Raw genomic sequence first — 19,374 nt, 5'->3', positions numbered from 1 at the left:
TCGGTGCTTGCCGAAGGCTCCATCGATTTCGTCAGCAACGATCCCAAGGTGATCGAAAACTATCTGGGACGGTGAGAACCATGCATTACAATGTTTCGATGTTTGCAACAGAGTTTGCGGTCGGCTTACCCCCCTCTGTCCCTTTGGGACATCTCCGCCTCAAGGGGGGAGATCGTTCTTTTCCTCTTTTCGCTCAGAAGCTCGTGGTGTTCTCCCCCCTAGAGGCGGAGATCTCGCCGTCGCCGACAGAGGGGGGTAATCTCTCCGCGAATGTGAAAGGTGCTTCATGCTGACGGTCGACAATATCAATCTGCATTACGGCGCCGCCCAGGCGTTGCGCGGCGTTTCGATCACGGCGCCGATGGGCAAGATCACCTGCGTGCTCGGCCGCAACGGCGTCGGCAAGACCAGCCTGCTCAGGGCAATCACCGGCCAGCATGGACCCAGTGCCGGCACCATCACCTTCAACGACACGGTTCTGAACGGCATGGCGCCCTATAACCGCGCCAAGCATGGCATCGGCTTCGTGCCGCAGGGGCGCGAGGTTTTCCCGTTGCTGACGGTCAAGGAGAACCTCGAATCCGGTTATGCGCCGGTGGCGCGCAAGGATCGGTTCATTCCGGACGACATTTTCAGCCTGTTTCCCATTCTCCAGACCATGCTGGGGCGTCGCGGCGGCGACCTCTCGGGCGGGCAGCAGCAGCAATTGGCGATCGGCCGGGCGCTGGTGACGCGGCCGAAAATCCTGGTGCTGGACGAGCCGACGGAAGGCATCCAGCCATCGATCATCAAGGATATCGGCCGGGCAATCCAGTACCTGCGCGATTCCACCGGGATGGCGATTCTGCTTGTGGAACAATATCTTGACTTCTGCCGCGAGCTTGCCGACCATGTCTACATCATGGATCGGGGCGAGATCGTGCATGAAGGCCCGGCCGAAACGCTGGATACGCCGGAAGCACGCCGGCATCTGACGGTTTAGCGGCGAGTTTGATGGCAGTGGCAGCGGCAATCCTTCCACAACGGGCCTGGGGCAAGGGACGGCTGGTGGCAAAGCCCCTCGATGGGCGTACCCGGCTTGCCGAATTCTACCAGGAAGGCTGTGCCAAGATTCGGCTGCCGGACACATTCGACAGGACGATGGAAGCGGTTCTGATCAACAGTTCCGGCGGTCTGACCGGTGGTGACCATATGGAATGGTCGTTTTCGGCGGGCGAGCGAACGCACCTGACGCTCACCACGCAGGCTTGCGAGAAGATCTACAAGGCCAGCGCCGGAACAGCTGCCGTCTCTGCCCGGATTTCGGTCGAGAAGGATGCGACCGTGCATTGGCTGCCGCAGGAAACCATCCTGTTCGATCGTGCCTCGCTGTCGCGGCGACTGGATGTCGATATCGCCGAAGGTGGAGAGTTCCTGGCGGTCGAGGCTGTCCTGCTCGGCCGCAAGGCGATGGGCGAGGTGATGCGGACCGGGCTGTTTCGGGATTGCTGGCGCATCCGCAAGGATGGAATCCTCCTGCATGCGGAAAACCTGGGCTTTTCAGACGACATTGCCGGGCTGACGCGACGGGCCTCTGTGGTGGGCGGGCAGGTGGCCTTCGCCACGCTTTTCTACACCGGCAAGGATTGCGAGCAGCAGTTGGCGGCACTGCGAAGCCTCACCGAAGATCATCTCGCTGGTGTCAGCCACTACCACGTCGGTGGGCAGGACAAGCTGGTCGCTCGCCTTGTCGCTCCTGATGGTTTTGCCCTGAGAAAAATCCTTCTCCCGGTCATTTCGCACTTGCGCAAGGGCGCCTCTGTGCCGAAAGTCTGGAACCTGTAATCGACACGAAATCTGGTGGCCAAGCATGAACCTCTCCCCCCGGGAAAAAGACAAACTGCTGATCTCGATGGCGGCCATGGTGGCCCGCCGCCGGCTGGAACGCGGCGTCAAGCTCAACTATCCCGAGGCGATTGCGCTGATCAGCGATTTCGTCGTCGAGGGCGCGCGTGACGGCCGCTCCGTTCCCGATCTGATGGAGGCGGGTGCCCATGTCATCACCCGCACGCAGGTGATGGAGGGCATTCCGGAAATGATCCACGACATCCAGGTCGAGGCCACCTTTCCGGATGGCACCAAGCTCGTCACCGTCCACGAGCCCATTCGCTGAGGAACCCGCCATGCTGCAACTGAGACCCAATTGCGAATGCTGCGACAAGGACCTGCCGCCCGGCAGCCGCGAAGCGATGATCTGCAGCTTCGAATGCACCTTCTGCACGACCTGCGCTTCCGAAGTTCTGGACGGTCGGTGCCCCAATTGCGCTGGTGAGCTCGTGCGCCGCCCGGTTCGCCCGGCCGCCAAGCTCGGCAAGTTTCCGGCGTCCACTGAACGTGTCCTGCAACCGGATGGCTGCACCCCGACAAAAGCGGCCTGATGAGGAGACCATGACCATGATCCCCGGTGAAATCATTGCCGCAAGCGGCGAGATCGAGCTGAATGCCGGTCTGGATACCGTATCGCTCGACGTCTCCAATACCGGCGACCGTCCGGTACAGGTCGGCAGCCACTATCACTTCGCCGAGACCAATGCCGGCCTGTCCTTCGACCGCACGCTCGCCCGTGGCAGGCGCCTTGATATTCCCGCCGGCACCGCCGTGCGCTTCGAGCCGGGCCAGACGCGCAGCGTCACGCTGGTTCCCTTCTCTGGCAAGCGCGAAGTCTATGGTTTCCGCCAGAAGGTCATGGGCAAGCTGTGATCCGGGCGCTGATCCTTACGAACCTGTTCCTCGGCGGCCTGGCCTTCGCGCCGGTAGCGCTCGCGCAGGAGGACGAAATCGATTGCGGCAATGCGATGACGCAAGCCGAGATGAACATCTGCGCCAGCAGGGACTATCAGGCGGCCGACAAGGAACTGAACGCCGTCTACAAGACGACGATGACGAAGATGCGCAAGACCGATGCCGAGCTTGGCGAGATCGAACCGAATTTTGTCGGTGCGGTCGATGCGCTGAAGAAGGCACAGCGCGCCTGGATCGATTATCGCGACGGCCAGTGCGAGCTTGCCGGCTTCGAGGCGCGCGGCGGATCGATGGAGCCGATGCTGGTGTCCGGGTGCCTTGCGGATCTGACGAAAAAACGGACGGCGGAATTGAAGGGTCTGGCAGAAGGCCCTGGAAACTGAGGTGTGCGTGACGGTAAGCCGGACCATCATGATCGTCGGAAACGGGCGGGTCGATCCGGCCGCGGCCGCGGCCATCGATGCCGCCGATCTGGTGATCCGCTTCAACGATTGCCGCTCCTGCGGGGCCGGTGGGCAGAAGACGGATATCGTTGCTGTCTGCAATACCGGACGTCCCGCAATGGCGATGTTGGGCGGCGGTGGCTGGAAGACGAATACGGCCGTGCGGCAGGCGCGCGAGATCTGGTGCGTCCGGTCATCGCAGGTGTTTGACGCGTTGCGGCCTCGACTGGCCGTCAGCCATCCGGACCTCGCCGATCTCTGTGACGATTATACTGATGGTTTTCGTGCTTTTGCCAAGGCGACCGGCCGGGCGTTCCATGTGATCCCGCCCGCCACGCATGCCGCCGTCGATGCCGATCTCGCCCGGTTCGGGGCGGAAGACTATGTGGTGCCGAGCAGTGGGCTGATCACGATCGCCGAAGTTCTCGCGCATTGGCGTCGGCCAAGCGACCAGGTGGTTCTTGCCGGCTTCGGCCATGCTGGTTGGGAATGGCATCCGTTCGCGGCGGAGCGCCGTTATGTCGATGACTCGATTTCAAAGGGGCATCTCGTGCGCCTTGACCACACGATCATATCCGCCTTTGCTCAGGGAGCCTGATACCCATGTCCTACAAGATGTCGCGTGCGGCCTATGCCAATATGTTCGGCCCCACCACCGGCGACAAGGTGCGGCTTGCCGATACCGAACTGTTCATCGAGGTCGAGAAGGACTTCACCACCTATGGCGACGAGGTAAAGTTCGGCGGCGGCAAGGTCATTCGTGACGGCATGGGCCAGAGCCAGGTGACCCGCGCCGATGGCGCCGTGGATACGGTCATCACCAACGCGCTGATCGTCGATCACTGGGGCATCGTCAAGGCTGATATCGGCCTCAAGGACGGCCGCATCGTTGCGATCGGCAAGGCCGGCAATCCGGATACCCAGCCGGGTGTCGATATCATCGTTGGTCCGGGCACCGAGGCGATTGCCGCCGAGGGCAAGATCATCACCGCCGGCGGCATGGACAGCCATATCCACTTCATCTGCCCGCAGCAGATCGAGGAAGCGTTGATGAGCGGGCTCACCACCATGCTCGGCGGCGGCACCGGGCCGGCGCATGGTACGCTGGCAACCACCTGCACGCCCGGCCCCTGGCACCTTGCCCGGATGATCGAGGCCGCCGATGCCTTTCCGATGAACCTCGCCTTTGCCGGCAAGGGCAATGCCTCGTTGCCGGGCGCACTGGTCGAGATGGTCATGGGCGGCGCCACCTCGCTGAAGCTGCACGAGGATTGGGGCACGACGCCAGCGGCGATCGACTGCTGCCTGTCAGTGGCGGATGAATACGATGTGCAGGTGATGATCCACACCGACACGCTGAACGAAAGCGGCTTCGTCGAGGATTCCATTGCCGCCCTGAAAGGTCGCACCATTCACGCCTTTCACACGGAAGGGGCGGGCGGCGGTCACGCGCCGGATATCATCAAGATTTGCGGCCAGCCGAACGTCATTCCGTCGTCCACCAATCCGACCCGGCCCTATACGATCAACACGCTGGCCGAACATCTCGACATGCTGATGGTCTGCCACCATCTGTCGCCGTCGATCCCGGAAGACATCGCCTTTGCTGAAAGCCGCATCCGCAAGGAAACCATTGCGGCGGAGGATATCCTCCACGATATCGGCGCTTTCTCGATCATCTCGTCCGACAGCCAGGCCATGGGCCGCGTCGGCGAAGTGGCGATCCGTACCTGGCAGACCGCCGACAAGATGAAACGGCAGCGCGGCCGCCTTCCCTCGGAAACTGGCGAGAACGACAACATGCGGGCCAAGCGCTACATCGCCAAGTACACGATCAACCCGGCCATCGCCCATGGCCTCAGCCACCAGATCGGTTCGGTCGAAATCGGCAAGCGTGCCGATCTCGTCATGTGGAACCCGGCCTTCTTCGGCGTCAAGCCGGACATGGTCATCCTCGGCGGCACGATCGCGGCCGCCCCGATGGGCGATCCGAATGCCTCGATCCCGACGCCGCAGCCGGTGCATTACCGGCCGATGTTCGGCGCATACGGCAAGGCACGCACCAATTCCTCGGTCACCTTCGTCAGCCAGGCCTCGCTGGACGCAGGCCTCAAGGGGCGTCTCGGCGTCGCCAAGGAACTGGTGGCGGTGAAAAACACCCGTGGCGGCATCGGCAAACATTCGATGATCCACAACAACCTGACGCCGCATATCGAGGTCGATCCGGAAACCTATGAAGTCCGCGCCGACGGCGAGTTGCTCACCTGCGAACCGGCAACGGTGCTGCCGATGGCGCAGCGGTATTTCCTGTTCTAGGTCTCTGATGGCGAGGAAGCCTGCTGATGTCCTGGAGACGGCCCGTTCGCTTTCTGCTGGCTGTTCTGACGGTGACGGTATCACTCGCCATCGCCGGGACTTTCCTGCCGCGCCCGTTCTGGCCGCTCGCCAAGGCGGATGATGCGACTGGAAGCACGCACCGGATTCTCGTCCTCTCCAACCCCATCCATACGGACATCGCCGTCGCGCTCGATACCGAGACGCGCAGCCGGTTTTCGTTTCTGGAGGATAGCGGCATGCCGCTTGGCCATCCGAACGCACGCTGGATCGTGTTCGGCTGGGGTGGACGGGCCTTCTACATCGAGACGCCGACCTGGGCGGATTTGAAGCCGGTGCCGGTGTTCAAGGGCCTGACCATGGATCGCTCGGTCATGCATGTCGATGTTGCCGGGGAAATTGTCGAACCTTCGGACACGGTCACTGCCTTCGAGATCGGTGACGCGGAATATGAAAAGTTGCTTGCCTATATCGAGGCAAGCTTCACGCCGGAGGACGGGATGATCGCGGCGATCCCCGATACGGCCTATGGGCCGAACGATCGTTTCTTCGAGGCCAATGGCTGGTTCAGTGCCGTGGTCGGCTGCAACACCTGGACGGCCAAAGGCCTGCGCGAGGCGGGTCTGCGCACCGGCTGGTGGAATCCGTTGCCCGGTTCCCTGACCACGTCGCTTTCGCTCTACAACTGAAATTTCCGATCCGCTCGACAGATATGCGCTGCCCGCAAGGCAGCCATGCACTGCGATTTTTGGGCCGGTTTATGCTGCGCCGCAACACGAATTGCTGTAGAAAAACGGCTCATCTCCTGCAGCGGATTCTTCCCAAGACTTGCCGCGCAGGGTGATTGCTTTCAAGGAGATAGCTTATGACCATTGGCCGCAAAGTGCCTTCCGTAACGTTCCGCACGCGTGTCCGCGACGAAGCTGTCGGCGGCGCCAACCCGTTCCGCTGGCAGGACGTTTCGTCCGCCGATTATTTCGCCGGCAAGCGCGTCGTGCTGTTCTCGCTGCCGGGTGCCTTCACGCCGACCTGCTCGACATACCAGTTGCCGGATTTCGAAAAGCTGGCCGGCGACTTCAGGGCTCAGGGCATCGACGCGATCTATTGCATCTCCGTCAACGACGCCTTCGTGATGAACGCCTGGGGCAAGTCGCAGAACCTCGAAAACGTCAAGCTGATCCCGGATGGCTCGGGCGAGTTTACCCGCAAGATGGGCATGCTGGTCGCCAAGGATAATCTCGGCTTCGGCATGCGCTCCTGGCGCTATGCCGCCATCATCAATGACGGCGTCGTCGAGCAGTGGTTCGAAGAAGAAGGTTATGCCGACAATGCCGACAGCGATCCCTATGGTCGCTCCTCGCCGCAGAACATCCTCGGCACGCTGCAGTCGGAAAAGATCGCCGCCTGACGTCGGACGCTTCCGATGGAATGAGACAGACCCCGGCACCATCAGTTGTTCGACCACTGGCGCCGGGGTTTTTTGTTGTTACAGTACCGAGGAGAAACCCTCGGAGGTGCAATGATTTACCCTGTGGCGGACGCCCGAGCGCACGCCCGGAAGCATGAGGCCGCCTGAATGCCGTATCGCTCGACACAGGTCCTGTCGCCAGGACCCGCCGACAAGACAGTCCTGCATACGATCGCGCTTGCGCATGACCAGCGGCACCTGCGCCGCAAGCTGCTGCATCTCGACAATGACGATGTGGTGATGCTCGATCTCAAGGAAGCCGTCATGCTGGCCGATGGCGACCTGCTGGTGCTCGATACCGGCGAATATGTGCGGATCGCGGCGATCTCTGAGGCTCTGTACGACATCCGCCCGCGTAATCCGCTGCAGTTGGTCGAACTCGCCTGGCATTTGGGCAACCGCCATCTCGCTGCTGAAATCCGGCAGGACCGGATCCTCATCCAGCGCGATCCGGTGATCAAGGCGATGCTCGAAGGCCTGGGGGCCACCGTTGCCGACGTAACCGAGCCGTTCCAGCCGATGCGCGGCGCCTATCATGGCGGGCATTCCCATGGCCATGGACACGGGCATGGCGCCCATCATCACGCCAATGACTGAACGGGCGGATACGCAAGGCCTGCTGCGGCTGGTAACCTGGCTGTCGCCGGCCTTTCCTGTGGGGGCGTTTTCCTATTCCGGTGGGCTCGAACAGGCCGTCCATGACGGTCTCGTCACCGATGCAGACGGGCTTTTCGATTGGCTGGAGGCGCTCATCCGTCACGGCTCGGGCTGGAACGATGCTGTGCTTTTGGCCGAGAGCTATCGGGTCCACGACGATGCGGTGAAACTAGAGCAGGTGAGGGAACTCGCCGAGGCGCTGGCCGGATCGCGCGAGCGCCATCAGGAAACGACCCTGCAGGGCGGCGCCTTCCTCACAGCCACCGCCCACTGGCCCCATCCGGTGCTGGAGACGCTGACCCGTGCCGTCGCCTATCCCGTCGCCGTCGGTGCGGTTGCTGGCGCACATCGCACAGGGCTGGAGCCAGCCTCGGCCGCCTATCTGCATGCCAACGCCTCGAACCTCGTCTCCGTTGCCATCCGCTGCGGCATCATGGGGCAGACGCTGGGTGTCGGCGTGCTGGCTGGCCTGGAGCCCGTGATCTCCGAGACCGTAGCAAGAGCAGCCGAAAGCAGGCTGGACGATCTGGGGTCGGCAACGATCACCGCCGATATCGCGGCGCTGCGTCACGAGACACTGCATTCACGGCTCTTCCGCTCCTGAGGAAGCATGCCGGTTTCAAGAAAGGACCTGTCGCCATGAAATCTGCCAACGGCCCCCTTCGCGTCGGGATCGGCGGTCCTGTCGGTTCCGGCAAGACGGCGCTGACTGAAAAGCTCTGCAAGGCGATGCGTGAAAACTATTCGGTCGCGGTCGTTACCAACGACATCTACACGAAAGAGGATGCCGAGGCGCTGGTGCGGATGCAGGCGCTGCCGTCGGACCGGATCGTCGGCGTCGAGACCGGCGGCTGCCCGCACACGGCGATCCGAGAGGATGCGACGATCAACCTGCAGGCTATTGCCGATCTCAACCGCCGCATCCCCGATCTCGATGTCGTCTTCATCGAATCCGGTGGCGACAATCTGGCCGCGACTTTTTCGCCCGATCTGGCCGACATCACCATCTATGTGATCTCCGTCTGCCAGGGCGAGGAGATCCCGCGCAAGGGCGGGCCGGGCATTACGCGGTCGGATCTGCTGGTGATCAACAAGAAGGATCTGGCGCCCTATGTCGGCGCCGATCTCGATGTGATGGAGCGGGATGCGACCCGCATGCGAAAGGAACTTCCCTTCGTCTTTTCCGACATGAAACGCGGTGACGGGATCGACCGCATCGTCGAATTCCTGACGGTCGAAGGCGGCCTCTGATTGCATGCAGTTCAAAGAAAAAGCCCGGCCACATGTACAAATGTGACCGGGCTGTTCCATGTCTTGCGAAGGATCACTCTGCGGCAAGCGCCGGGTGATTGATGACGTTGCCGCTGCGCTTGGGGCCTTCCAGCTTGTCGAGGCGCTCCTGCAGATCGCTGATCGTCTTCCCCTGGTCGGTGACGATCTCGGTCAGGGCTTCGTTTTCCAGCACCTCGAGTTCCTCGTCCTTCCTGCCGACGATGCGGCCGAAAGCCCAGCCGAGCAGGCGCGACAGGTCGTCCATGATCAGGAAGAACGACGGCACGACGAGGAGCGAAAGCACGGTCGAGACGATGATGCCGCCGATAACCGCAATTGCCATCGGCGCGCGGAACGAGCCGCCTTCGCCAACGCCGAGCGCCGACGGGATCATGCCCGCCGACATGGCGATCGAGGTCATGATGATCGGCTGGGCGCGCTTGCGGCCGGCCTCGACCATGGCCTGTACCCGTTCCATGCCGTGGCGCTTCATCTCGACGGCGAAATCGACCAGCAGGATCGCGTTCTTGGTGACGATACCCATCAGCATCAACACCCCGATCATCACCGGCATCGAAAACGCGTTGCGCGTCAGGATCAGCGCCACCGCGACGCCGCCGATGGCGAGCGGCAGGGAGAACAGGATGGTGAACGGTTGGATCACATCCTTGAAGAGCAGGATGAGAACCACCAGAACCATCAGCAGGCCGAGCAACATGGCGTTGCCGAAGCTCTGCATCATCTCGCCCTGGATCTTGGCATCACCGCTTTCGGCCAAGCGCACAGTCGGCGGCAGCTTCGTTTCTTCGACGATCCGCTTGAACTCCGCCGTCGAGGTGTCGAGGGCTGTTCCCTGGGGCACGTCCGAGCCGATCGAAGCGACGCGGTTGCGGGCGTTGCGCAGGATCGAGCTTGGGCCTTCCGAGTAAGTGATATCCGTGACGCTATCGAGCGGCACCGTGCTGCCCGAGGCGGTCTTGACCTTGAGCGCGCCAATGGCCCGGAGGTCACGACGGACGTCGAGCGAGGTCTGCACCCGGATCGGAATCAACCTGTCGTCGAGCGAGATCTTGGTGAGTGCGGCATCGACGTCACCTGTCGTTGCAACGCGGATCGTCTGTGAGATCTGCTGCGGCGTGATGCCGAGGCGGGCGATTTCATCCTTGCGCGGCCGGATCTGCAGTTCTGGCCGGGGCAGGGCGCCTTCCGAGCTGACATTGACCAGGATCGGGGATGCACGCAGCTTTCCTTCCAGCAGGGCGACGGCCGAGTTCAGGTCCTCTTCGTTGGACGAGAGGAAGTTGAAGGTCAACTCACGCTCGCCGCGATCGTTCAGCTTGGTGATGCGCACATCCGGAATACCCCGCAACTGAGCGAAAATATCCTTTTCGACATCCCATTGCGGACGGGTACGCCCATCCATCTTCATCTTCGGCACATATTCGCCAATCACCGGCAGGCCGCCGAGACCCTTGTTGACCAAGGTCTTCACGAGGGAATGATCGATCGTCCCAAGAATGATGCGGACGGTTGCCCGGCGCAGTTCGAGGTCGCCTTTCGGCGATGCACCGCCGAGAATGAAGACGCTTTCGACGCCATCGACATCGCGAACCGCGTTGTAGATTTTTTCAGTGGTTTCATCCGTTTCCGCAAGCGTCGCGTTCGGCGGCAGTTCCACGGAGAGAACGACGCGCGAGCTGTCATCCGGTGGCATGAAGCTGCCGGGCACCTGCGACATCAGGAACAGCGAGCCAGCCAGGAACGCGAAAGCTGCCAGCATGGTCGTATACCGCATATACCAGCGTCGGGTCGTGGCGGTGACCAGCCAGGTATAGCCCTTCATCAGACGGCCATCATTGTCGTGGTGGTCGTCGACTCCGTCTTCCGGCTTCATCAGGTATGCGGCCATCATCGGCGTGATGAGACGCGCGACCATCAGCGAGAAGAAGACGGAGAAGGCGACCGTCAGGCCGAACTGGATGAAATACTGGCCGGCAATACCAGGCATGAACGACACGGGCACGAAGACCGCGATGATCGTGAAGCTGGTGGCGATGACCGCGAGCCCGATTTCATCGGCGGCGTCGAGCGAAGCCCTGTAGGGCGTCTTGCCCATCTTGATGTGCCGGGCGATGTTCTCGATCTCGACGATCGCGTCATCGACCAGGATGCCGGTCGCCAGCGTCAATGCCAGGAAGCTGACGAGGTTCAGCGAGAAGCCCATCAGGTCCATGATCCAGAAGGTCGGGATCGCTGACAGCGGCAGGGCGACGGCGGCGATCAGGGTGGCCCGCCAGTTGCGCAGGAACAGCAGAACCACGAAGACGGCGAGGATCGAGCCTTCCATCAGCGTATGGAGTGCTGCTTCGTAGTTGCCATAGGTGAAGTAGACGGCGTCGTCGACCATCGCGATATTGACGTGCGGATGGGCGGCTCGAACCTTGTCGAGGCTTGCCGCGACGGTTTCGGCGACCGAAACTTCGGACGCACCCTTCGAGCGGAAGACGGCGAAGGTAACCGAGGCGTCGCCATTGAAGCGCGAGAAGGATTTCGGCTCCTCATAGGTATCAGTGACGGTGCCGAGGTCGGACAGCTTCACGAAGCGGCCGTTGGGCAAGGCTATGGTGGTATTGGCAAGTTGCGCCACGTTGCGGGCATCACCCAGCGTGCGGATCGTCTGCTCGTTGCCGCCGATCTGGCCGCGACCGGAACCGAGATCGACGTTGGTGCTGCGCAACTGGTTGTTGACGTCGGGCGCGGTGATGCCGAAGGAATCAAGCTTGCTCGGGTCCAGTTCCACCTTGATTTCTCGGTCCGAGCCGCCGTAACGGTCGATACGGCCGACGCCGATCTGGCCCTGCAAGGCGCGCTTGATCGTGTCATCGACGAACCAGGACAGTTCTTCGAGCGTCATGTCAGGCGAGGTGACGGAGAAGGTCTGGATTGCCTGGCCTTCGACGTCGATCTTGGTGACGACGGGTTCCTCGACATCGGCCGGCAGGTCGCTGCGGATGCGATCGATCGCATCCTTGGTGTCCTGGACGGCTTCTTCCGTCGGCTTCTCGATGCGGAAGATGACCGAGGTGACAGACTGACCGTCGGTGACCGTCGACTGGATTTCGTCAACGCCGGCGATCGAGGCGACGGCGTCCTCGACCTCCTTCGTCACCTGCATTTCCAGTTCGGATGGCGAAGCGCCGTTCTGCGTCACCGTGATCGCGACCACCGGAACGTCGATGTTCGGAAACTTGGTGATCGGCAGCGCGTAGAAGGATTGAATCCCCAGAAACAGCAGAAGCGCAAAACCGAGAATCGGTGCGATGGGGTTTCGGATGGCCCAGGCGGAAAAGTTCATCGCTATGACCTCGATCAGTTCGATACGGTTTCGGCGGAGGCAGGCACTGGCTTGATGCGATCGCCGTCACGCACGAAGGCGCCGGCTTTCTTGATCACCTTGTCGCCCTCTTTCAGCCCGGCCCGGATTTCGATGAACCCGTTGTCCTGGATGCCGGTTTCAATCTTCGCGACATGCGCGACATCACCGTCGATCTTGCGGGCGACCATGCCGTCCTTGGTGCTGGTGACGGCGGACAGCGGCAGGACGAGTGCTTCCTTTTCAGTGACAATGATCTGCGCGCGCGCATACATGCCGACGCGCGCTTTTTCCGGCGCCAGCAAGCTGATATTGACGCTGCCCAGCCGGGTCTGGCTATCGACGACGGGAGAGATCAGGCGGATCCTGCCCTCGATCTGCGTCTTGCCGTCGGCAAGGGTGACTTCTGCCCTTTGGCCGATCGCAAGTCGCGGCAAATCGGTTTCGATGATTTCAGCCTTCACTTCCACCGCACCGTCACGAATGATGGTGAACAGCGGTTCGCCGGAGCCGTTGGCGATCGCGCCGACCTTGGCGGTTCGCGCCGACACGACACCTGTCACCGGCGTCTTCACGTCTGTGCGGGCAAGCCTCAGATCGACATCGGAAATCTGTGCCTCGACGACCTTGATATCGGCCTTGGCAACCGAGACCAGCTGTTCGCCGGAGCGGACGCGGGCAAGTGCCGCAGTGGCGGCCGCCCGTTCCTGATCGCGCTGGGCCGTCGACATCGATCCAGCCTCAGCCAGCTTCTTCGAGCGCTCGGCGACGCGGACGGCCTCTTCGGCATTGGCCTGCGCTTCGGCAAGCTGCGCCTCATACTGGGCAAGGGATGCATTGGCCTTGGCAAGGCTTGCGGCATACTGGCTCTTCTGCAACTCCAGCATGTCCGGATTTAGCGTCGCCAAGGTGGTATCCGCCTCGACACGATCGCCGACATCGGCGTTCAACGTGCGGATCGACAATCCATCGACGAGGGGAGAAACATAGGTTTCCTCGACCGCCTTCACCGCGCCTGTCGCCAGAACCCGGTCGACGATCGCCTGGGTCTTGACCTCGGACACGACAATCGAAGGCAGGGCCTGTTCCGTCTTTGTCGACGCTGGATCTTCCGCAAAGGCGGCGCTCGACAGGAAAGCCAGCATCAGGGCAGCGGAAACACCAAATGCATAAGTCGTCGTACGGGCCATCGGCTCACTTTCCTCGAATCCGGATAAATCGGTTTTGCCGACGAGCACACTTACCCCGGAAGGATTTGTCTCTGTCGGCGCTCGGAGGAGAAAGAAATACCGCCAACATGCTCCCAGGCGAAATGCTTCCCCACACCCTCCTCAAATGCCTCTGGCCTTATTTAGTTAGACTGGTTTGACGTTGCAAGGCGGTATAAAAAAAGAATGGTGCCTCATTATTTTATTTGTTGAACGCCATCAACACAACTTTTGTTTTGTGTCGATTTGTTGCCCATAAGTGGATTCATAGTGTTGCAAATGAGAAACGCGCGGGACTGGCCCGCGCGTTTCAATGTTAAAAAGTAATACCGATCGGTCTACTTGAGAGCCGCGTCGGTGATCTCATGCGTGAAGGCGCCTGCCGGTTCCTTGGTGATGATTTTCTGGTCGAGCAGCGCCTTGGCCGTGCGCGCGTAGAGGGCCTCGTCGAGCTTTCCCGAGCCGTCGCCGATGAGCTTGGCGACTTCGCTCATCATGCGCTTCTGGTGGTTCTCGTCCTGCCCGCCGTTCTCGACGACGAGATCGGCTGCTTCGTCCGGATTTTCGATGGCATATTTCCAGCCCTTCATCGAGGCGCGGACGAACTTCACCATCTTTTCCTTGAAGGCCGGGTCGCGCAGCATGTCTTCCTTGACGTAGAGCCCATCTTCCAGAAGGTCGTTGCCGAGGTCGGTATAATTGAACACCGTCAAATCTTCCGGCTTGAAGCCCGCGTCGATCGCCTGCCAGTATTCGTTGTAGGTCATGACCGCGATGCAGTCGGCCTGGTTCTGGACCAGCGGCTGCACGTCGAAGCTCTGCTTCAGCACGGTGACGCCGTCGGCGCCGCCTTCGGTCGGCAGGCCGAGTTTGTTCATCCACGCGAAGAATGGATATTCGTTGCCGAAGAACCAGACGCCGAGTGTGCGGCCCTTGAAGTCCGCCTCGGTCTTCACGGGGCCATCCTTGCGGCAGATCATTTCGAGGCCGGACTTCTGGAAGGGTTGAGCGATATTGACGAGCGGCACGCCTTTCTCGCGGGCGACCAGCGCGCCGCCCATCCAGTCGACGATCACGTCGGCACCGCCGCCGGCTATCACCTGTTCCGGCGCAATGTCCGGTCCGCCCGGTTTGATCTCGACGTCGAGACCTTCTTCCTCGTAATAGCCCTTTTCCTTCGCGACATAGTAGCCGCCGAACTGGCTTTGGGTAACCCATTTCAATTGCAGTACCACCTTGTCGGCAGCCATTGCCTGTACCGCCGCCAGCGACATTGCGCCGGCCATCAAGGAAATCATCAGTTTTTTCATTGTGCTTTTCCCTTTTTACCCTCTGAAGTTTGCCGGAGGCCTTGCGGCCCGCGGCCTCGCCTATCCACCACGGAGAGACGGATGCCAAAACGTCGTCGCTCTTTCGACAAGGGCGATAACGCCGTAGAACAGTGAGCCGGCGATGGCCGCGACGGCAATTTCCGCCCAGACCATATCGACGTTGAGGCGGCCGATCTCGGTGGATATCCGAAATCCCATGCCGACGATCGGCGTTCCGAAGAACTCCGCCACGATGGCACCGATCAGCGCCAGCGTCGAGTTGATCTTCAGCGCGTTGAAGATGAAGGGTGATGCGGCCGGCAGGCGCAGCTTGAACAGGGTCTGCCCGTAGCTCGAGGCGTAGGTGCGCATCAGGTCGCGCTCCATGGCGCCTGCGCTCCCGAGGCCGGCGACCGTGTTCACCAGCATCGGGAAAAATGTCATCACGATGACGACCGCGGCCTTGGATTGCCAGTCGAAGCCGAACCACATGACCATGATTGGCGCGATGCCGATGATCGGCAGCGCCGAGACCATGTTGCCGATCGGCAGAAGCCCCTTGCGCAGGAAGGCAATGCGATCGGCGAGGATCGCCGTCAGGAAACCGGACAGGGAGCCGATGACATACCCCACGATAACAGCCTTGAATATGGTCTGTCTGACATCGGCGGCAAGGATCGGCAGCGAGCCGGCGATGCGCGCGCCAATCGCGCTCGGTGGCGGGAGCAGGATGAACGGGACACCGGCGCCGCGGGTGATCGCTTCCCACAGGATGAGAATCCAGACACCGAAGATTGCCGGGATGAGCAGGCGGAGCATTGCGCCGGAAAATCGCGCAACAGGCCGGATGTCGGCGAGAAGGCCGACGCAGCGCCAGGACAGCAGCCAGGCGGCTGCGAGCGCCAGGAAATAGGGCAGCAGCGCAGTGCCCTCGAAACCGGAGATGCCTTCGATCAGCAGCCACGCAGCCAGATGCGCTCCGAGGAATAGGATGAACACGGAGACAATCGCCGGCAGACGGATCATCGAGAGGAGTGCCGTCAAAAGCAGCAGACTGAAAATCAGGCTTCTGGTTGCGACATAGGGATAATCGATCGTCGCCGCCGGGTTGGCGAGCGCATCCGCCCCGGCGGAGGTCATGGCTCCGAAACCGAGCGCGACGATACAGAGAAGAATCGCCGCGATGGCCTGCCAGTTGGGTGCTATCCACTTCATGCCGCTCGCCTTCCCATGCCGCGCTCGACCAGCCGGCCGACCATGCCGACGACAGTAACCAGGAGACCTGCGAGGACGGAGCCGGCGACGAGCGCCGCCCACATGTCGATCGTCTGGCTGTAGTAGGCGCCGGCAAGCAGCTTAGAGCCTATTCCCGCCACCGCGCCGGTTGGAAGTTCACCGACGATGGCCCCGACCAGGCTGGCCGCGACGGCCACTTTCATCGAGGTGAAGAGAAACGGCACCGAGGCCGGCACGCGCAGCTTCCAGAAGGTCTCGCTGGCGCTGGCGTGGTAGGTGCGCATCAGGTCGAGGTGCATGGCTTCGGGCGAGCGTAACCCCGTCACCATGCCGACGACCACAGGGAAGAAGGAAAGGTAGGTGGAGATCACCGCCTTGGGAATGATGCCGGTGATGTTGATCGCCGCAAGCACGACGATGACCATCGGCGCCACCGCCAGGATCGGCACGGTCTGGGAGGCGATGATCCAGGGCATGAGGCTGCGGTCGAGCACCGCGAGGTGAACGATGCCGACGGCGATCAGGATGCCGAGCACGGTGCCCATGAGAAAGCCGAGTAGCGTCGAGGAAAGGGTCACCCAGCCATGATAGACGAGGCTGCGGTTGCTGGTGACTTTTCGCAGGAACGTGTTCTCGAACACATTCACGGCGACCTGATGCGGTGCCGGCACGATCGGTTTTGCCTGTGATAGCGTCTTTCCGACGAACGTGACCAGCCCGGGCGTTTCGCCGCCGCGCTCGTCCATATCGCGTTGCACCGGCCCGTTCATGAGAACGGCGAACCCGTACCAGAGCACCACTGCCGCCGCCAGCACCGTGATGACGGGCACGAAGCGGTCCTTGAAAAAACGGTCTGTGGCCATGATCACACCCTCCCGCTCGACGGCAGCATCATCAGGCCCATCGACACGATGCCAAGCGCGACACCGGCCATCTGCATGAGCGTCAGCCTCTCGCCGAAGACGAGGAAAGCGATGACGTTGACCAGCACCAGTTGAACGACGGCGGATGCCGATATCGCCAGCCCCAGCCCGCCCTCCCGCATCAGCCGCACCATCATCAGGTTGCCGACGCAATAGAGGAACAGGGAGAAGACCAGCAAAAGGATATTGTTGGACGAGACATAGTAACGCGACGCGGTTGCGGCGCTGAGAAAGATGGCCATGGATGCGGAGAGCCAGAGGATGAAGGAGAGGCTCATGGCAGGCACCTCGCCGTGCCGCTGCACCCCTCTCTGTCCCTCCGGGACACCTCCCCCACAAGGGGGGAGATTGGCCGCATGTCTGCACTACTCATCATAGCTATGCCCCGCTCTCAATCCCTCGCGGACACGGCTGGCGATCTCCAGGAATTCCGGCGTTTCGCGGATGTCGAGGGGGCGTTCGCGCGGCAGGGTGGATTCGATGATGTCGGTGACGCGGCCGGGGCGGGGGCTCATGACGACGATCTTGGTCGAGAGATAGACCGCTTCGGGGATCGAATGGGTGACGAAGCAGATGGTCTTGTTGGTGCGTTCCCAAAGCTTCAGCAACTGCTCGTTCAGATGGTCGCGGACAATCTCGTCGAGCGCGCCGAACGGTTCATCCATCAGCAGGAGGTCGGCGTCGAAGGCGAGCGCGCGGGCGATCGAGGCGCGCTGCTGCATGCCGCCGGAAAGCTGCCAGGGGAATTTCTTCTCGAAGCCGGTGAGATTGACGAGATCCAGCGTCCGTTCGATGCGGGCCTTCTGGTCGGCCGGGCTGTAGCCCATGATCTCCAAGGGCAGGGCGATATTCTTTTCGATCGTGCGCCAGGGATAAAGGGCTGCCGCCTGGAAGACATAGCCGTAGGAACGGTTCTGTCGCGCCTCCTGCGGCGTGACGCCATTGACGGTGATCGAGCCGGCCGTCGCCTGTTCGAGATCGGCAATGACGCGCAGGAAGGTCGTCTTGCCGCAGCCCGATGGCCCGATGAAGGAAACGAAATCGCCCTTTCTGACATCCAGATTGACGCCCGTCAGCGCATTGACGGGACCATCGTTGGTCTGGAAAGTGAGGCCGAGATCACGCGCCGAAACGACGGATGCAGGTGTTGTTGTCATATGGTCTTTTATGCTCCGCCCTGAATGCCTGGTTGACGTCTTTTGTCTGGTGTTCCCGCTAGTCGTACGTCAAATTTCCCGATTGAGATATTGAACAATGAACGCGGAGATGTGGATATGTTGCAATCATCGAAACCGACCTGCCGGATCGTCCGTCCCGGCCAGAGCTATGACGGCAAGCAGGGGTTCAGCTATTTCGAAGGCATTTCGGCCGAAGCGGTCGGCTCGTCGGCCATCTGCATGCATCTCCTGACCATCCCGCCCGGCGGTCGCGCCAAGGCCCACAAGCACGAGACCCATGAAACGGCGATCTACATGCTGTCGGGCGAGGCGCATACCTGGTACGGCGACCGGCTGGAAAACCATGTCATCGTGAAGGCCGGAGAGATGTTCTACATTCCGGCCGGCGTGCCGCATCTGCCGGCCAACCTGTCGGACCAGCCGGCCTCGGCCGTGATCGCCCGCACCGACCCGAACGAACAGGAAAGCGTCGTCCTGATGCCGGAACTGGAAGCTCTGGTGCCGCTGTAAGCCCTGTCGTGCGCGGGTGGCCTTTCGAGGCCGCCCGTTGCCCGCCGGCAACCGACAGAGCCGTGTTGGAGGAAGGGGCTGGCTCACTTGCATTTCTTCAGCGGCCCCCACTGCATCCCATCCTCGAACACGATCCTGTAATCCTTGCCGGTGCGCTGTATTTCGAGCTTCGTGTCCATCTCGCCGCCTTCGCCTTCTTCCGCGCAGGTGACTGCTGTGGCAAAGGAATCGCCTTTCCTGGTCAGAGGCCCCTTGAAGCCGCAATAGGAGGCGGCCGAGGTGACGGCCTCATCGGTCAGCAGAAAGAAATCCTCCGACCCCATCGCGTCATTGCTGTTGGCATAGGCGCAGCCATCCTTATTGCCATAAGCGCCATCGAGGAATTTTTCCTGGGCGTGAACATGGCTGGCCATGACCGGGCTTGTTGCGAGAAGCAAGAGGAGGCGCGGGGCGAGCGGCATACTCAGACTCCGCTTGCCGGAATGCCGGTGCGCTGGACCTTGCGCGGCGCGGTGATTTCCTTCCAGGTCGAGAGCGCCTTGTTGACGGCGGCAAAGGGCTCGCGCTTGACGAATTTGCCCTGGCCCTCGCGGGTCTTGATCGCCCCCTCCTCGATGGCGACGATGCCGGCGGTCAGCGTGTAGCGGGGCAGGCCGGTCACCTGCTTGCCTTCAAAGACGT

General features: G+C 61.6%; 23 protein-coding genes and 1 pseudogene. 15 read left to right on the top strand and 9 right to left on the bottom strand.

Annotated features, from left to right (window positions below):
• From VL202_RS25945 to ureG, 14 genes are all read left to right on the top strand, one after another.
• On the top strand, positions 1-75 hold a 75-nt coding region (locus VL202_RS25945; RefSeq protein WP_349255684.1), incomplete at its 5' end, for a hypothetical protein.
• A gap of 211 nt (positions 76-286) precedes the next feature.
• Entirely contained in the window at positions 287-982 is a 696-nt protein-coding gene (gene urtE / locus VL202_RS11145; protein ID WP_325464180.1) for an urea ABC transporter ATP-binding subunit UrtE, read from the top strand.
• Positions 983-993: 11 nt separating this feature from the next.
• Entirely contained in the window at positions 994-1,824 is an 831-nt protein-coding gene (locus tag VL202_RS11140) for an urease accessory protein UreD (protein WP_325464179.1), read from the top strand.
• 25 nt (positions 1,825-1,849) lie between these two features.
• Positions 1,850-2,152, top strand: a complete 303-nt coding sequence (locus VL202_RS11135) for an urease subunit gamma (protein WP_325464178.1) — start codon at positions 1,850-1,852, stop codon at positions 2,150-2,152.
• 10 nt (positions 2,153-2,162) lie between these two features.
• Positions 2,163-2,417 (top strand): DUF1272 domain-containing protein, encoded by a 255-nt coding sequence (locus tag VL202_RS11130; RefSeq protein WP_325464177.1) that lies wholly within the window; start codon positions 2,163-2,165, stop codon positions 2,415-2,417.
• Positions 2,418-2,433: 16 nt separating this feature from the next.
• On the top strand, positions 2,434-2,739 hold the full coding sequence (locus VL202_RS11125) for an urease subunit beta (RefSeq protein WP_325464184.1): 306 nt from the start codon (positions 2,434-2,436) through the stop codon (positions 2,737-2,739).
• Between the two features lie 8 nt (positions 2,740-2,747).
• Complete coding sequence (locus VL202_RS11120; RefSeq protein WP_325464183.1) at positions 2,748-3,164, top strand: lysozyme inhibitor LprI family protein; 417 nt, start codon at positions 2,748-2,750, stop codon at positions 3,162-3,164.
• A gap of 7 nt (positions 3,165-3,171) precedes the next feature.
• Positions 3,172-3,822: a Urease operon accessory protein gene (locus VL202_RS11115; protein ID WP_325464182.1), complete on the top strand. Its 651-nt coding sequence runs from the start codon at positions 3,172-3,174 to the stop codon at positions 3,820-3,822.
• A 5-nt stretch (positions 3,823-3,827) separates the two neighbouring features.
• On the top strand, positions 3,828-5,540 hold the full coding sequence (ureC, locus tag VL202_RS11110) for an urease subunit alpha (RefSeq protein ID WP_325464176.1): 1,713 nt from the start codon (positions 3,828-3,830) through the stop codon (positions 5,538-5,540).
• A gap of 26 nt (positions 5,541-5,566) precedes the next feature.
• Positions 5,567-6,247, top strand: coding sequence for a TIGR02117 family protein (locus VL202_RS11105; RefSeq protein ID WP_325464175.1), 681 nt, complete (start codon positions 5,567-5,569; stop codon positions 6,245-6,247).
• 176 nt (positions 6,248-6,423) lie between these two features.
• On the top strand, positions 6,424-6,966 hold the full coding sequence (locus VL202_RS11100) for a peroxiredoxin (RefSeq protein WP_325464174.1): 543 nt from the start codon (positions 6,424-6,426) through the stop codon (positions 6,964-6,966).
• Between the two features lie 168 nt (positions 6,967-7,134).
• A complete protein-coding gene (gene ureE, locus VL202_RS11095; protein ID WP_325464173.1) occupies positions 7,135-7,623 on the top strand; it encodes an urease accessory protein UreE in 489 nt (162 codons plus the stop codon).
• Positions 7,616-8,287, top strand: coding sequence for an urease accessory protein UreF (locus VL202_RS11090; protein WP_325464181.1), 672 nt, complete (start codon positions 7,616-7,618; stop codon positions 8,285-8,287). Before ureE ends, VL202_RS11090 begins: the two co-directional genes overlap by 8 nt.
• A 35-nt stretch (positions 8,288-8,322) precedes the next feature.
• Positions 8,323-8,934, top strand: coding sequence for an urease accessory protein UreG (gene ureG / locus VL202_RS11085; protein ID WP_325464172.1), 612 nt, complete (start codon positions 8,323-8,325; stop codon positions 8,932-8,934).
• A gap of 73 nt (positions 8,935-9,007) precedes the next feature.
• Here the strand turns inward: ureG and VL202_RS11080 are convergent, their stop codons facing one another.
• The 7 genes from VL202_RS11080 to VL202_RS11050 form a co-directional block, all read right to left on the bottom strand.
• The gene (locus tag VL202_RS11080) at positions 9,008-12,310 is read right to left on the bottom strand and encodes an efflux RND transporter permease subunit (protein ID WP_325464171.1); all 3,303 of its coding nucleotides are present in this window, start codon (positions 12,308-12,310) and stop codon (positions 9,008-9,010) included.
• A gap of 14 nt (positions 12,311-12,324) precedes the next feature.
• Positions 12,325-13,518: an efflux RND transporter periplasmic adaptor subunit gene (locus VL202_RS11075; RefSeq protein ID WP_325464170.1), complete on the bottom strand. Its 1,194-nt coding sequence runs from the start codon at positions 13,516-13,518 to the stop codon at positions 12,325-12,327.
• Positions 13,519-13,874: 356 nt separating this feature from the next.
• Positions 13,875-14,846 (bottom strand): ABC transporter substrate-binding protein, encoded by a 972-nt coding sequence (locus tag VL202_RS11070; protein WP_325464169.1) that lies wholly within the window; start codon positions 14,844-14,846, stop codon positions 13,875-13,877.
• Between the two features lie 60 nt (positions 14,847-14,906).
• Positions 14,907-16,061 (bottom strand): ABC transporter permease, encoded by a 1,155-nt coding sequence (locus VL202_RS11065; RefSeq protein ID WP_325464168.1) that lies wholly within the window; start codon positions 16,059-16,061, stop codon positions 14,907-14,909.
• Positions 16,058-16,945 (bottom strand): ABC transporter permease, encoded by an 888-nt coding sequence (locus VL202_RS11060; RefSeq protein ID WP_325464167.1) that lies wholly within the window; start codon positions 16,943-16,945, stop codon positions 16,058-16,060. Before VL202_RS11060 ends, VL202_RS11065 begins: the two co-directional genes overlap by 4 nt.
• Positions 16,946-16,947: 2 nt before the next feature.
• Positions 16,948-17,283: a hypothetical protein gene (locus VL202_RS11055; protein WP_325464166.1), complete on the bottom strand. Its 336-nt coding sequence runs from the start codon at positions 17,281-17,283 to the stop codon at positions 16,948-16,950.
• Positions 17,284-17,370: 87 nt separating this feature from the next.
• Positions 17,371-18,162: an ABC transporter ATP-binding protein gene (locus VL202_RS11050; protein ID WP_325464165.1), complete on the bottom strand. Its 792-nt coding sequence runs from the start codon at positions 18,160-18,162 to the stop codon at positions 17,371-17,373.
• Between the two features lie 117 nt (positions 18,163-18,279).
• Here VL202_RS11050 and VL202_RS11045 point away from each other — a divergent pair, with 117 nt between their 5' ends.
• A complete protein-coding gene (locus tag VL202_RS11045) occupies positions 18,280-18,693 on the top strand; it encodes a cupin domain-containing protein (protein WP_325464164.1) in 414 nt (137 codons plus the stop codon).
• 83 nt (positions 18,694-18,776) lie between these two features.
• On the opposite strand, the gene VL202_RS11040 is transcribed toward VL202_RS11045, so the two are convergent.
• Positions 18,777-19,154, bottom strand: coding sequence for a hypothetical protein (locus VL202_RS11040; protein ID WP_325464163.1), 378 nt, complete (start codon positions 19,152-19,154; stop codon positions 18,777-18,779).
• Between the two features lie 2 nt (positions 19,155-19,156).
• Positions 19,157-19,374: pseudogene (locus VL202_RS11035) on the bottom strand (dihydropyrimidinase); the annotation flags it as partial.

The organism is Pararhizobium sp. (assembly GCF_035497515.1).
Taxonomy (GTDB): Bacteria; Pseudomonadota; Alphaproteobacteria; order Rhizobiales; family Rhizobiaceae; genus Pararhizobium.
Note: the sequence above shows the minus strand (reverse complement) of the source record. Positions and strands in the feature narration are given on the sequence as shown.